Genomic DNA, 14,708 nt, shown 5'->3' with positions numbered 1-14,708 from the left:
TCCTCCCTATTATCCCTGTTCCGGAAAGCGCCAGCTTTCCGCCTCGGCCGCGATGCTCGCCGCCGTCTCCCTGATCCGTCCCGATCCCGCGCCCAGCGCATCCAGCGTGGTCCGCGCCGTGGTCGATGTCACCGAAAGCGCCCCGATCACCCGACCCGACCGCGTCAGAATCGGTGCCGCGCAGCAGATGATTCCCGGCTCGTGTTCCTCGCGGTCAAAGGCGTAGCCCCGCTCACGAATCGCCCTAAGCTCGGCCCGCAGCTTCTCAGGCGTGTCCAAAGTTCCTTCCGTGAAGCGATGGAAACTCTGCCGCTGGATCACCCGCTCGATCTCTTCCTCCGGCAGGAAAGCCAGCATCGCCTTGCCCACCCCCGTGCAATAGGCAGGCCCCACCTTTCCGGCCTGCGCGAACATCTCGACGGGCTTCAGCGCGTTGCGCTTGTCGACGTAAAGCACCTGCCCGTTGTCCATCTGCGCAAGGTGGATCGTCTCGCCGGTTTCCGCTGACAATTCATCAAGATAGGGCCGCGCGATCGGGGCAAGCGACGATGTCGCCCATGCCGCATGGGCCAGCCGCACCAGCCGCACCCCAAGGCTGTAAAGCTGCCTGTCGGGATCATAGGCCAGCATGCCCTGATGGGTCAGCGTTTGCAGCAGACGGTAAAGCGTGGCCTTGGGATAGGCAGACCGCTCCAGCAGGTCCGTGAACCGCACCGGATGCCCCGCCCCCGCAACCATGTCGAGCACGTCGAGCGCCTTGCCGACCGTGCCGTCTCCCTGCTCCGCACCCATCATCCTGCCCTTCCGCTGCCTGTTGACATACTAACGGACAAGCCGCATAGTTTTCAATATTCAAAACTAAGTTTCACATAATGGAACCAAAAGGGAGGAAACCAATGGTCCGTTTCGCAAAGGGCACAATCGCCCTGTCTGCGGCGTTGCTCATGGCAACGTCGGCACTCGCGCAAGACAAGCGCGTGGTGACATGGAATGCCGACTACGATCCGATCCCGCTCGCCGCCGCCGAAGCGCTCATCGCCGACTTCGAGGCCGCGAACCCCGAGATCGACGTCCAGCTGAACAACTTCGACCACGAAGCCTACAAGAACGCGATCCGCAACTTCCTGACCGCCGACCCGCCGGATCTGGCCAACTGGTATGCGGCGAACCGGATGCGTCCCTTTGTGGAAGCGGGCCTCTTCGCCGACATCTCGGACGTCTGGGCCGACAACGGTCTGACCGATGCGCTGGCCTCGTCGGTGCTGTCGTCGACCATCGACGGCAAGCAATACGCCGTCCCCTACACCTACTACCAGTGGGGCATCTACTATAACCGCGACGCCTACAAAGCCGCGGGCGTCGACCTTCCGGGCGAAGGTGGCGTAAGCTGGGACCAGTTCCTCCAGAACTGCGAAAAGTTCAAAGCCGCCGGCATCGACTGCGTGACCACCGGCTCTTCGGCGCTCTGGCCGGTTGCGGGCATCTTCGACTACGTGTCGATGCGCACCAACGGCTACCAGTTCCACAGCGATCTCGCCGCCGGCAAGATCTCGTGGACCTCGCCCGAAGCGCGCGCCGTGTTCGAGAACTTCGGCAAGCTCCAGCCCTATGTCACGGCGAACCACGCCGCCATCGACTGGCAGGATGCCGCAGCCCTTCTCGTGCAGGGCAAGGCCGCCAACTACGTGATGGGCAACTTCGCCGTCGGCGTCTTCAAGGAAGGCGGGATGACCAATGACAACCTCGGCTTCATGGTCTTCCCGGAAATCACCGCAGGCATCGCCCGCTCCGAAGAAGCCCCGACCGACACGGTTCACCTGACCTCGGGCGCCAAGAACCCCGACGATGCGAAGAAGCTTCTGGCCTTCATCGCAAGCGCCGATGCCCAGACCAAGTGGAACGGCGCAGTGGGCCAGCTTCCCACCAACAAGAACGCAAGCGTGGATGCGGCCGATCCGTTCCTGACGGCAGGCTTCCAGGCGCTGTCCACCGCGACGGGCGGCATCGCCCAGTTCTGGGACCGCGACGCGGATGCCGAATATGCCAAGGCCGGCATGGAAGGCTTCCAGCAGTTCCTCGTCCAGCCCGACCAACTCGAAGCGATCCTCGAGCGGCTCGAGCAGACCCGTCTGCGCCTCTATCCGCAGTGATCCGACGACGCGGGCGCCCCTGTCACGGGGGCGCCCGTTTTCCGTTCAGGGCCAACCAAGATGGGATCAGACATGACCACCGCGTCCCCGACATACCGCAGGCCAAGGAAATTCAACCAGCGGGCCATCGCGCCGTGGCTGTTCCTCGCGCCCGGACTTTTCATGTTCACCATCTATGTGCTGTGGCCCATCGTCCAAAGCATCACCCTGTCCTTCTACGACTGGAACGGCCTCTACAACAAAGACGGCCAGTTCACCGGAACCTTCGTCGGCATGGGCAACTACGCCGAACTGGTGTCGGACCCCGCCTTTGAAACCTCGCTCTGGAACAACCTGAAATGGCTTGTGCTGTATATGGCCGCGCTTCCTCTGGGCCTGTTCATCGCCATCTTCCTGAACCAGACGGTCACGGGCATCCGCCTTTACAAATCGCTCTTCTTCTTCCCCTTCGTCATCAGCCAGGTCGTCGTCGGCCTGATCTTCGCATGGTTCTATGCGCCGAATTTCGGGCTGTTCTACCTGCTCACCCAATCCATCACCGGGCAGGGAACGGCCATCCTTGCCGATCCCGACCTTGTCACCTACGGCATCATCGCGGCGGGACTTTGGCCGCAGATCGCCTATGTGATGATCCTTTACCTCACCGGCCTGAACAACGTCGCCCCCGACCAGATCGAGGCCGCGCGCCTTGACGGCGCCAAGGGGCTGAAAATGCTGTGGTATGTCGTGCTGCCGCAACTGCGCCCGGCCACCTTCATCGCCGTGATCGTCACCGTGATCGGCGCGCTGCGCAGCTTCGACCTCGTCTCGATCATGACAAACGGCGGCCCCTTCGGATCTTCGCGCGTGCTCTCCTACTACATGTTCGAGATGGCTCTGGGCGAATACGGCTTCCGCATGGGCTACGGCGCGGCCATCGCCGTGGTGCTGTTCGCCATCATGATGGTCTTCATCACGGGCTTCATCTGGAAGATGTGGCGCGACGAAACGGAGCGTTGATCCATGTTCCCCCGTCCCATCCAGCAATCCGCCCCTGCCGTCCGGTGGCTTTACAGCATCGCCCTTCCGGTTGCCCTTCTGCTCTGGCTCTTCCCGCTTCTCGGCGTGGCGCTGACCTCGCTTCGCCCCGCGTCCGACCTTGCTCAGGGCAACTATTTCGGCATGCCCTCGGGCATCGCATGGGAGAACTACGTCTACATCTTCACCGAAACGCCCATCGGCCAATACATGGTGAACTCGCTCTGGGTGACGATTCCGACCGTGATCGGCGCGGTCAGCCTGTCGCTGATGACGGGCTTTGCGCTGGCGGTCTACGGCTTCCGCGGCAACATCCTTGTGTTCTTCATGTTCGTCGCGGGCAACTTCGTTCCCTTCCAGATCCTGATGGTTCCCGTCCGCGACATGACGCTGCAACTGGGCATGTATGACACGTGGTATGGCCTTGCGCTCTTCCACATCGCCTTCCAGACCGGTTTCTGCACCCTCTTCATGCGCAATTTCATCAAGGCCCTGCCCTACGAGCTGATCGAGGCTGCCCGCGTCGAAGGTGTCGTCGAATGGCGCATCTTCTGGTTCATCGTCCTGCCCCTGATGCGCCCCGCCATCGCGGCGCTGTCGGTGCTGGTCTTTACCTTCATCTGGAACGATTTCTTCTGGGCCACCGTCCTGACCCAAGGCGTCGACAGCCAGCCGATCACGGCGGGCCTGTCCTCGCTCAACGGGCAATGGATCGCGCAATGGCATCTGGTGTCGGCGGGTTCCATCCTCGCCGCCCTGCCGCCCGTGCTGATGTTCTTCCTGATGCAGAAGCATTTCATCGCGGGGCTTACACTGGGTGCGGTGAAATGAACTGGCGCGTCGATACAGCGGGCCAGACCATCGCACTTACCGCCGCCGCGGGCCTGCCGCATGTCACCTATTGGGGGCCACGGCTGCCCGACAGCGAAGACCTCGCGCAACTCGCCCTTTCCACGCAGAACGATCTGACGGGGGGGATGCTCGATTCCCTCGTCCCCGTCACGCTCACCCCCGAATCCGGCCGCGCCTTTCCGGGCCAACCGGGGATGATCCTGCAAGCCGCCGATGGCACGCCGCTTCACCCCTGCTTCACCTTCGACACGGCAACGCAAACCGGCAAGACCCTTGCCCTCACCTCGCGCAGCGGCGATCTCGCCCTCACCCACCGGCTGACCGCCCATGATACGGGCGTCATCACCCTGCAAACCACGCTCGAATCCTCTGCCCCGATCCGCGTCCAATGGCTCGCCGCGCCGGTGCTGCCCGCACCGCAAGATGGCGATATCATCGATATCAGCGGCAAATGGGTCGGCGAATTCCAGTTGAACCGCAGCCCTTGGGCACAGGGCATCCGCCTGCGCGAGGCGCGCACAGGCCGCTCGGGCCACGAACACCCGCCCTATGTCATCTTCGCGGGCAAGGGTTGCACGAACACCCAAGGCACCGCCCACGCCCTGCATTATGCATGGTCCGGCGGTCACCGCATGCTGGCCGAGGAACTGCCGGACGGTCGCCGCATGGTGCAATTCGGCGCGGCCGTCGGCGCCGAAACCGCCGCCGCAACCCGCTTCCAGTCGGCCGAGCTGATCGCCGCCGTCTCGACCGGCGGGCTGAACGGCATCGGCGCCGTGTTCCAGTCCGACATCCGCGACCGCGTCGTCACATGGCCCGATCCGGCCCGCCCCCGCCCCGTCCATTACAACTGCTGGGAGGCGGTCTACTTCAAGCACGACCTCGCAGACCTGACCGCCATCGCAGACCGCGCCGCCGCCATCGGGGCCGAACGCTTCGTGCTCGACGATGGCTGGTTCGGTCGTCGCGACGACGACACCACCAGCCTTGGCGACTGGACGGTTTATGAACGGAAATGGCCGAACGGGTTAATGCCGCTCATAAAACATGTGCATGGCCTGTGCATGTCGTTCGGGCTGTGGTTCGAGCCCGAAATGGTGAACCCCGACAGCGACCTGATGCGCGCCCATCCCGACTGGATGCTCGGCCCCGCCGATCAGGTCACGGGACGCCACCAGATGGTTCTGAATCTCGCGCTGCCGCAAGTGCGTGAACACCTGTTTCACGCCATCTCGGCCCTGCTGACCGAATACCCGATCGACTACATCAAATGGGACCACAACCGCCTGCTGCCCGTGGTCGACTCGGCCCAGACACATGGCGTCTACGAACTGCTGGGCGCCCTGCGCCACGCGCATCCCGCGGTGGAAATCGAAAGCTGCGCCTCGGGCGGCGGGCGGGTCGATGCGGGAATTTTGCAATATACACAAAGGGTTTGGCTGTCCGACAGCAATGACGCGCTTGAACGTCTGCGCATCCAGCACGACGCCGCGCTGTTCCTGCCGATGGTGGTCACAGGCAGCCACGTCGGCCCGCGCCACTGCCACACCTCGGGCCGCGTGCTGCCCATGTCGCTGCGCGCATGGGTCGCCGCCCAGCGCCATCTCGGCTTTGAAATGGACCTGCGCGAATTGACCGACGCCGAGTCGCAAACCCTGACCCGCGTCACGGCATGGTGGAAGGCGAACCGCGACTGGCTCTCGCGCGCCACGATCCACCGCCTCGACAGCGACGACCCGTCCGTGATCGCCGAAGCGCAGGTATCGGCCGACGCCAGCCGTTTCGTGGCCTTCGCCGGGCAGGAAAGCACCAGCCGCCAGATCCTCCCCCGCCCCCTTCGCCTGACCGGGCTTGACCCATCCGCCCGCTACCGCCTGCACCTTGTGAACCCCGAAGATGCGGCACGGCAAAGCAGGGGGCCGAACGCCTTGAAATCGCAGGACTTGACGCTGACGGGCCATGCAATCATGACCCGCGGCATCCTGCTTCCGGTGGCATGGCCCGGCACCATCTGGGTCGTCGAAGGGGAACGGGTATGACGGCGGAACGCAAGAACCGGGGAACGGGGCTTTGCACGGATTTTGGAAGACCCGGCCCCTAGGCGGACCGGGAGCGAAGGCAGGAATACGGCCATGAGAACAGACTGGATCGCAGTCGATTGGGGAACCTCGAACCTGCGGGCATGGGCGATGGGCGGGTCGTCAATTCAGGCTCACGCCAAGTCCGACGACGGCATGGGCAGCCTTGACCGCGACGGGTTCGAACCCGCGCTGCTGCGGCTGATATCGCCTTGGCTGTCGGATGGCGGGAAAACCGAAGTCATCGCCTGCGGCATGGTCGGCAGCCGTCAGGGCTGGTTCGAGGCCCCCTACCGCGCCACACCCTGCACACCGCTCGACCCCTCGGGCCTCGTCACCGTCCCGACGCAGGACCCGCGCCTGAACGTGCGGCTGATCCCCGGCGTCAAGCAGGTCAAACCCGCCGATGTCATGCGCGGCGAGGAAACGCAAATCGCAGGCGTCCTTGCCCTGAACCCCGGTTTCGACGGGGTCATCTGCCTGCCCGGAACGCACTCGAAATGGGCGCATATCTCGGCGGGCGAGGTGGTCAGCTTCCAGACCTTCATGACCGGAGAGTTGTTCGCCCTGCTCTCCACGCAATCGGTCCTGCGCCACGGCATGGCCGGTGGCGGCTGGGACGACGCCGCCTTTGACGAAGCCCTTTCCGACACCCTCTCGCGGCCGGACCGCATCGGCGCGAAGCTCTTCGCCCTCCGCGCCGAAGGCCTGATCGCGGGTCTAGCCCCCGCCGCCGCCCGCGCGCGGCTGTCGGGCCTGCTTATCGGCATCGAACTTGCCGCCGCAAAACCCTTTTGGCTGGGCCAGAACGTCGCCATCGTCGGCTCCGAGACGCTGGCGCAATCCTACGCCCGCGCCCTTGCCGCCCAAGGCGCCTCGCCCCGCCTGATCCCTGCAACCGATGCCACATTGGCGGGCCTCTCTGCCGCCCGCGCCAAGGTAAACGCATGACCCATCGCAACATCATCGCCATCCTGCGCGGCATCACCCCACCCGATGCGCTGCACGTCGCCGAACGGCTGATCGCGGCAGGCATCACCCGCATCGAGGTGCCGCTGAACAGCCCCGACCCGCTGCTTTCCATCGAGGCGATGGCGCGGGCGTTTTCAGGCGTGGCCCAGATCGGCGCAGGCACGGTCTTGACGGTCGAAGATGCCCGCGCCGTGGCCGAAGCGGGCGGAACGCTGATCGTTTCCCCCAACATGGACCCGCAGGTGATCGCCGCGACCAAGGGCATGGGTCTCGCCTCGTGGCCCGGTGTGATGACCCCCACGGAATGCTTCGCCGCGCTCAAGGCGGGTGCGGACGGGCTGAAGATCTTCCCCGCCTCGCTGATCGGGCCGGACGGGGTGAAAGCCATCCGCGCCGTCCTGCCCAAGGGCACGCAGGTCTATGCGGTGGGCGGTGCAGGGGCGACGAACTTCGGGCAGTGGATCAAGGCAGGGGCCGACGGTTTCGGCATCGGCACCGCCCTTTACACCCCGGGGCTGTCGCCAAACGAAGTTGGCGACAGGGCCGAAACCATCGTCGCCGCCTATGATGCGGCCATCGGAGCCAAGGCATGATCTACGACAAACGCCCCTGTGAATTGGGCGAGGGCGCGTTCTGGCACCCCGAACGGCGGCAGCTTTTCTGGTTCGACATCCTTGGCAAGAAACTCCACACCACCGACCGCGACGGCCCGCAGACCTTCAGCTTCGTCGAAATGGTCTCGGCAGCCGGATGGGTCACGCGCGACCATCTTCTGATCGCCGGCGAACGCGACCTGTTCCTGTTCGAGATCGGGTCGGAAGAGATCGAGACCGTGGCCGAACTGGAAGCGGACAACCCCGCGACCCGTTCGAACGATGGCCGCGCCGACCGTCAGGGCGGGTTCTGGATCGGCACGATGGGAAAACGCGGCGGCGACGATACCGGCATGGGCGCGATCTATCGCTACTACCGGGGCGAATTGCGCAAACTCTTCGACGGGCTGACCATTCCGAACGCGATCTGCTTCTCTCCCGATGGCCGCACCGCCTATTTCACCGATACGATGACACAGCGCATCAACCGCGTGGCCCTCGACCCGCAGGGCTGGCCCGCCGAAGCGCCCGAACTTCTGGTCGATCTGGCGTCCGAAGGGCTTTTCCCTGATGGCGCGACGGTCGATGCGGCAGGCAACATCTGGAACGCGCAATGGGGGGCTTCGCGGGTGGCCTGCTACTCGCCGCAGGGGCAATTCCTGCAAGCCGTCGGCTTCGACGCGCCCCACACCTCGTGCCCGGCCTTCGGCGGGCCTGACGGGCGCACGCTTTTTGTCACCACGGCACAGCAATGGATGGATGCCGCCGCCCTTGCCCGCGCGCCGCTGTCCGGCCAGACCTTCATGGCACCCAACGTGGCCCTTGGCCTTCCCGAACCGCAGGTCATCCTATGAAACGCACCCTTGGCGTCTGCTACTACCCCGAACATTGGCCCGAGGCACAATGGGCCGAAGATGCCGCCCGCATGGCCGACCTTGGGCTGACATGGGTCCGCATCGGTGAATTCGCATGGAGCCGGATCGAACCCGTGCCGGGCAAGTTCGAATGGAACTGGCTTGACCGCGCCATCGAAACCCTTGGCAAGGCGGGCTTGCAGGTCGTTCTCGGCACCCCCACCGCCACCCCGCCGCGCTGGATGCTCGACCGTCACCCCGACATGCTGGCGGTCGATGCACAGGGCCGCCCGCGCGGCTTCGGCTCGCGGCGGCATTACTGTTTCTCGCATCGCGGCTATCGCAAGGACTGCGCCCGGATCGTCACGGCGCTGGCCGAACGCTACGGGCGCAACCCGTATGTCGCCGCATGGCAGACCGATAACGAATACGGCTGCCACGACACCGTGCTGTCCTATTCCGATGCCGCCCTGCACGCCTTTCGCGATTGGCTCGCCCAGCGCTACCAGTCGACCGAGGCGCTGAACCGCGCTTGGGGCAATGTGTTCTGGTCGATGGAATACGCAACTTTCGACGAAATCGGCCTGCCCAACCTGACCGTGACCGAGGCGAACCCCGCCCATACGATGGCCTTCCGCCGCTTCGCCTCGGACGAGGTCGCAAGTTTCAACCGCCTCCAGACCGAGATCATCCGCAAGCACTCGGCCGCGCCCATCGCCCACAATTACATGGGCCGCATCACCGAATTCGACCATTTCGCCACGGGTGCAGACCTTGATATCGCGTCGTGGGATGCCTACCCCTTGGGCTTCCTGTCCGACCGGCTCGAGGTCACGCCCGAACACAAGCGCCGCTTCGTCCGGCAGGGCGACCCCGACTTTCAGGCCTTCCACCACGATCTTTACCGCGCCGTGGGTCGGGGCCGCTGGTGGATCATGGAGCAGCAACCCGGCCCCGTGAACTGGGCGCCGTGGAATGCCGACCCGCTGCCCGGCATGGCGCGGCTTTGGGCATGGGAAGCCTTTGCCCACGGGGCCGAGGCCGTCTGCTATTTCCGCTGGCGTCAGGCCCCCTTTGCACAAGAGCAGATGCATGCTGGCCTGTTGCGGCCCGACAGCGTTCCCGCCCAGGCCTATGCCGAAGCGGCGCAGGTGGTCGAGGAACTGCTTGCCATGCCCGAGGTCGACACCGCCCGCGCCGATGTGGCACTGGTGTTCGACTATGCTTCGGCATGGGCTTGGCAAACCCAGCCGCAGGGGCGCGATTTCGACTACTTCCGCCTCGCCTTCGCCTTCTATCGCGGATTGCGGCGGTTGGGGTTGAACATCGACATCCTGCCCCCCGATGCGGCGCAACTCGACGCGTACAAGGTGGTTCTGGCCCCCGGCATCGCCACCCTGTCCGAACCCCTGCTCGCCGCACTGGCGCGCTACAAGGGCGCGGCGCTGATCGGCCCGCGCAGCAATTCCAAAACCGTGGAATTCGCCACCCCCGTCCCGCTGCCGCCGAACCTGCCGGGGCTCGATGCGACCGTGGCGCGGGTCGAAAGCCTGCCGCCGGATGTTCCGGTGCCGCTCGACCGTGGGGGAAATTTCCTGCACTGGCGCGAAAAGCTGGATACGACGGGAAGCGTGCTGGAAAGCTGCACCGACGGATGGCCCGCCATCGTCGGTTCGGGTGGCCTGCGCTATCTGGCCGGCTGGCCCGACGACGCGGCGCTCGACCGTATCCTGACCGATCTTTGCACCGCGCAGGGCCTGACCGTCGATCCCTTGCCCGAAGGGTTGCGGCGTCGCGACAGTTCAACCCACCGCTTCTGGTTCAACTACAACGCGGTGCCGGTGGATCGTGCCGATTTCATGATTCCGGCCGCAGGGGTGCATTGGGAGAAGCTCTAGGCTTCTCCCCGCACCGTCAGAACCGGCAGCGGAATTTTCGCAGAAAATTCGGGCCTTATCCCACTTGGGCAAAGGCGACGCCGTTCGGGCCAAGCCGCAGGCTGTCACCCGCGACCTCGGCCGCAAGGCAGGGTCCGGTCAGCGCGCCAAGGCCCGCGACCTGAACCGTCACCGCATCCGGCGACAGGTTGAAGAAGCACCCGAATCCGTTGCCGCGCACAAAGCCCAGCACGGGGTCGGGCAAGTCCAGAAACCGCGTCCGCCCCATCCGCAGCGCCGCCGTTTCGCGGCGAAATGCCAGCATGGCGCGGTAATGCTCCAGCACCGATCCGGGCACCCCCTCTTGCGATGCCACGTTGCGCGCCAATTGCGGCGGCTTGACCGGAAGCCACGGGCGCACCGTGCTGAACCCGCCGAATTCCGACCCGTCCCAGACCATCGGCGTGCGGGTGTTGTCGCGCCCCACGGGTTCGGGCCAGAAATTGATTCCCTGCGGATCGGTCAATTCCTCGAAGGCAAGTTCGGTATCGGTCTGGCCCAACTCTTCGCCCTGCCACAGGCAGACAGACCCCTCGAAAGACAGCAGCAGCGATCCGGCCTGTTTCGCCAAGGCCCCGAGGTCGCGCGCATGCTTGGCCCAACGGCTGACATGGCGCACCACATCATGGTTGGAAAAGGCCCACATCGGCCAACCCTCGGGCGCGCCTTCGAAGAACTCGGACAGTTTGCCGCGAAAGATCTGCGGCGTGTAGTCGTAGCCCATCAATTCAAAGGAATAGCACTGATGCAGCCGCCCCGGCGCGGTGTATTCGCCCATCATGCGGATGGCATGGTGGCTTTCGCCCATCTCGCCCACGCTGGCCGCGCCGTATTCGTCGAGAAGCGCGCGGATGCGCTCCATCCAGATCAGGTTTTCCGGCTGGTTCTTGTCATAGAGGTGATACTGCATCCCGTAGGGGTTGCCATCGACCTCGGCCTTTATGCGGTGATCGGGCGGGTTGTCGCGCAATGCACGGTCGTGGAAGAAATAGTTGACCGTATCGAAGCGGAACCCGTCCAGACCACGGTCCAGCCAGAAGCGCATATTTGCCAACGCCCAGTCCTGAACGGCGGGGTTGTGGAAATTCAGGTCGGGCTGCTGCGTCAGGAAGTTGTGCAGATAGTATTGCTTGCGCCGCGCATCCCATTGCCACGCCGTGCCGCCAAAGACCGACAACCAGTTGTTCGGCGGCGTGCCATCGGGCCGCGCATCGGCCCAGACATACCAGTCGGCCTTGGGGTTGGTGCGATCCTTGCGGCTATCCTGAAAGAACGGGTGCTGGTCGGACGAATGCGACTGCACCTGATCGACGATCACCTTTAGCCCCAGCCCGTGCGCCGTGGCCAGCAGCGCGTCGAAATCGCCAAGGCTGCCGAACACCGGATCGACGTTGCAGTAGTCCGACACGTCATACCCCATGTCGAGCATGGGCGAGGTGAAGATCGGGCTGAGCCAGACGCAATCCACCCCCAGACCGGCGATATAGGGCAGACGGCTCGTGATGCCCTTCAGGTCGCCGATGCCATCGCCGTCCGAGTCCTGGAACGACCTCGGGTAAACCTGATAGGTCACCGCGCCCCGCCACCAATCCTGCGCCATCTCCGCCCCTGTCGCTGCCTTGCCTGTTTGCGTTAACTTCGGTTCCACAAACGGGGCAAGTCCCACGATGCCAAGACGCGCACGCCATCGCGCCCTGTGATTGATATGGCAACAATTTAGCGTTTGACCGGACCCGAGCACGGGTACAGAACCAAGCCCTTGAAGAAAGGCCGCACCATGCCCGCAACTGCCAAAGCCCCGCTTGTCACCCCTGTCCTGATCGCCGGTTGCATCATCCTGATGCTGTCCTTTGCCGTCAGGGCAAGTTTCGGGGTGTTCCAGATCCCCATTGCCGCCGAATTCGGCTGGGCGCGGGCCGATTTCTCGCTCGCCATCGCCATCCAGAACCTAGCCTGGGGCATCGGGCAGCCGCTGTTCGGGGCGATGGCCGAACGCTTCGGCGACCGCCGCGCCATCATATTGGGCGCCGTGCTTTACGCCGCGGGTCTGATCGCCTCGTCCTTTGCGGTGACGCCGGGCGAGCACCAGTTGCTGGCGATCCTTGTCGGTTTCGGCATCGCGGGCACCGGCTTCGGTGTCATCCTTGCCATCGTGGGGCGGGCGGCAAGCGCCGAGAACCGGTCGATGGCGCTTGGCATCGCCACGGCGGCGGGGTCTGCGGGGCAGGTTTTCGGCGCGCCCACGGCAGAGTTCCTGCTGCAAAGCCACCCGTGGCAAACCGTGTTCCTGATCTTTGCCGTGGTGATCCTTGCCGCGATGGCGGCCCTGCCCTTCCTGACGCCGGGCAAGCCCGCCACGCGGGCCGAACTCGAGGAATCGCTTGGCACGGTTCTGGTGCGGGCGTTCAAGGACCCGACCTATACCTTCATCTTCCTCGGCTTCTTCTCCTGCGGCTACCAGCTCGCCTTCATCACCGCCCACTTCCCCGCCTTCGTGACCGAACTCTGCGGCCCCATCGACCCGCATGGCATGATTGCCGGCATGGGGATCACCACCACCTCGGCCCTTGGCGCGGTGTCGATTGCGGTGATCGGGCTGTTCAACATCGTCGGCACCATCACGGCGGGCTGGCTGGGCAAGCGCTACACCAAGAAATACCTTCTGGCCGGCGTCTACACGGGCCGGACGATCGCGGCGGCGCTGTTCATTTCGCTGCCGATCACGCCGACCTCGGTTCTTGTCTTTTCCGCCGTCATGGGGGCGCTTTGGCTGGCCACGGTGCCGCTGACCAGCGGCTTGGTCGCGCATATCTACGGGCTGCGCTACATGGGCACCCTTTACGGAGTCGTGTTCCTGTCGCACCAGATCGGCGGTTTCCTTGGCGTCTGGCTGGGGGGCATGATGTATGACCTGACCGGAGGCTATTCCGTGGTCTGGTGGATCGGCGTGGGCGTCGGCGCCTTCTCGGCGCTTGTGCATCTGCCAATCCGCGAGCGGCCGATCAGCGCGCTTCCGGCCTGACGCACCCGACAGCGGACCATGAAGATCGGCATCGCAAGTCTTGTCTGCGCCTATGTCCTGTCGCAGTTCTACCGCGCGTTTCTGGCGGTGCTGTCGCCTGTCCTGAAAACCGAACTCGGGGCGAGTGCCGAAGACCTCGCCACCGCTTCGGGGCTGTGGTTTCTTGCCTTTGCCCTGATGCAGCTCCCCGTCGGTCGGGCGCTCGACAGCATCGGCCCGCGCCGGACGACCGCGGTTCTGCTGGCGCTTGGAGGTGGCGGCGGGGCGACGATCTTTGCGATGGCGCAGGGGCCGGTGGCACTCGGGCTGGCGATGGTGCTGATCGGGGCGGGTTGCGCGCCGGTTCTGATGGCCGCCTATTACATCTTTGCGCGCACCTATTCCGCCGCCGTCTTCGGCACGCTGGCGGGTGCGATGATCGGCTTCGGCTCGCTCGGCAACGTCGCGGCTTCGCTGCCCCTGTCAGCGGCGGTCGCGGCCTTCGGCTGGCGCGGGACGCTTTGGGCGATGGCGGCGCTGACACTGGCCGTCGCGGCAGGCATCGCCCTTCTGGTGCGCGACCCGGAACGGGTGGTCCACGATGCCAAGGGCTCGCTTTTCGATCTGCTGAAAATGCCCGCGCTCTGGCCCGTGCTGGTGATGATGGTGGTCTGCTATGCCCCTGCGGCGGGTCTGCGCGGGCTGTGGGTCGGCCCCTATTTCGCCGATGTCTTCAACGCCGATTCAGGCCGCATCGGGCAGGCGACGCTGGTGATGGGGCTGGCGATGGTGGCGGGCAATTTTGCCTATGGTCCGCTCGAGCGGCTGCTCGGCACCCGCAAATGGCTGATCTTCGGCGGCAACATGATCGTGGCGCTTTGTCTTTTGGCGCTGTGGTGGCTTCCGCATGCAGGCGCCACCACGGCCTTGGCGCTGTTCGCCGCCGTCGGTTTCTTCGGTTCGTCCTTCGGCATGGTCATCGCGCACGGGCGGGCGTTCTTTCCGCCGCATCTGATCGGGCGGGGGGTGACGCTGCTCAACCTTTTCGGCATCGCCGCCGTCGGCTTGGCGCAGGTTGTCACCGGACGGCTGCACGCCGCAACGGACAGGGCAACGGCGGCGGCTCCCTATCAGGCGATCTTCGGCTTTTTCGCCATTGCGCTGGTCCTTGGGCTGGCCTTCTACACCCTGTCGCGCGACCGCACCGACTGACGCATTTCGCCCCGGCGTCGGAATCCGCTTTTCCCGACGAAA

At 64.9% G+C, this 14,708-nt stretch carries 12 protein-coding genes; 10 read left to right on the top strand and 2 right to left on the bottom strand.

What is annotated here, in order from left to right:
* Positions 1 to 9: 9 nt before the first annotated feature.
* On the bottom strand, positions 10 to 795 hold the full coding sequence (locus tag H7F16_RS12155; RefSeq protein WP_241741426.1) for an IclR family transcriptional regulator: 786 nt from the start codon (positions 793 to 795) through the stop codon (positions 10 to 12).
* A gap of 101 nt (positions 796 to 896) precedes the next feature.
* On the opposite strand from H7F16_RS12155, the gene H7F16_RS12150 reads away from it, so the two are divergent.
* The 8 genes from H7F16_RS12150 to H7F16_RS12115 all read left to right on the top strand — a co-directional run bounded on the left by H7F16_RS12150 (position 897) and on the right by H7F16_RS12115 (position 10,414).
* The gene (locus H7F16_RS12150) at positions 897 to 2,150 is read left to right on the top strand and encodes an ABC transporter substrate-binding protein (protein ID WP_185797866.1); all 1,254 of its coding nucleotides are present in this window, start codon (positions 897 to 899) and stop codon (positions 2,148 to 2,150) included.
* 72 nt (positions 2,151 to 2,222) lie between these two features.
* A complete protein-coding gene (locus tag H7F16_RS12145) occupies positions 2,223 to 3,149 on the top strand; it encodes a carbohydrate ABC transporter permease (RefSeq protein ID WP_241741425.1) in 927 nt (308 codons plus the stop codon).
* Positions 3,150 to 3,152: 3 nt separating this feature from the next.
* Positions 3,153 to 3,998 carry a carbohydrate ABC transporter permease gene (locus H7F16_RS12140; protein ID WP_185797865.1) on the top strand — a complete coding sequence of 282 codons (846 nt, stop codon included), beginning with the start codon at positions 3,153 to 3,155 and terminating at the stop codon, positions 3,996 to 3,998.
* A complete protein-coding gene (locus H7F16_RS12135) occupies positions 3,995 to 6,058 on the top strand; it encodes an alpha-galactosidase (protein WP_185797864.1) in 2,064 nt (687 codons plus the stop codon). Before H7F16_RS12140 ends, H7F16_RS12135 begins: the two co-directional genes overlap by 4 nt.
* A 93-nt stretch (positions 6,059 to 6,151) precedes the next feature.
* Positions 6,152 to 7,048 carry a 2-dehydro-3-deoxygalactonokinase gene (locus H7F16_RS12130; RefSeq protein WP_185797863.1) on the top strand — a complete coding sequence of 299 codons (897 nt, stop codon included), beginning with the start codon at positions 6,152 to 6,154 and terminating at the stop codon, positions 7,046 to 7,048.
* The gene (locus H7F16_RS12125; RefSeq protein ID WP_185797862.1) at positions 7,045 to 7,662 is read left to right on the top strand and encodes a 2-dehydro-3-deoxy-6-phosphogalactonate aldolase; all 618 of its coding nucleotides are present in this window, start codon (positions 7,045 to 7,047) and stop codon (positions 7,660 to 7,662) included. Before H7F16_RS12130 ends, H7F16_RS12125 begins: the two co-directional genes overlap by 4 nt.
* Positions 7,659 to 8,516: an SMP-30/gluconolactonase/LRE family protein gene (locus H7F16_RS12120; RefSeq protein ID WP_185797861.1), complete on the top strand. Its 858-nt coding sequence runs from the start codon at positions 7,659 to 7,661 to the stop codon at positions 8,514 to 8,516. Before H7F16_RS12125 ends, H7F16_RS12120 begins: the two co-directional genes overlap by 4 nt.
* Positions 8,513 to 10,414 (top strand): beta-galactosidase, encoded by a 1,902-nt coding sequence (locus tag H7F16_RS12115; RefSeq protein WP_185797860.1) that lies wholly within the window; start codon positions 8,513 to 8,515, stop codon positions 10,412 to 10,414. The genes H7F16_RS12120 and H7F16_RS12115 overlap by 4 nt, the downstream gene beginning before the upstream one ends.
* Positions 10,415 to 10,469: 55 nt before the next feature.
* On the opposite strand, the gene H7F16_RS12110 is transcribed toward H7F16_RS12115, so the two are convergent.
* Positions 10,470 to 12,053 (bottom strand): alpha-amylase family glycosyl hydrolase, encoded by a 1,584-nt coding sequence (locus H7F16_RS12110; protein WP_185797859.1) that lies wholly within the window; start codon positions 12,051 to 12,053, stop codon positions 10,470 to 10,472.
* Between the two features lie 177 nt (positions 12,054 to 12,230).
* Between H7F16_RS12110 and H7F16_RS12105 the strand changes: the two genes are divergently transcribed.
* Positions 12,231 to 13,475: an MFS transporter gene (locus H7F16_RS12105; RefSeq protein ID WP_185797858.1), complete on the top strand. Its 1,245-nt coding sequence runs from the start codon at positions 12,231 to 12,233 to the stop codon at positions 13,473 to 13,475.
* A gap of 18 nt (positions 13,476 to 13,493) precedes the next feature.
* Positions 13,494 to 14,666 (top strand): MFS transporter, encoded by a 1,173-nt coding sequence (locus tag H7F16_RS12100; RefSeq protein WP_185797857.1) that lies wholly within the window; start codon positions 13,494 to 13,496, stop codon positions 14,664 to 14,666.
* The last annotated feature ends 42 nt before the right edge of the window (positions 14,667 to 14,708 follow it).

Origin of the sequence: Paragemmobacter straminiformis (assembly GCF_014243445.1) — a bacterium.
GTDB lineage: Bacteria > Pseudomonadota > Alphaproteobacteria > Rhodobacterales > Rhodobacteraceae > Paragemmobacter > Paragemmobacter straminiformis.
Note: the sequence above shows the minus strand (reverse complement) of the source record. Positions and strands in the feature narration are given on the sequence as shown.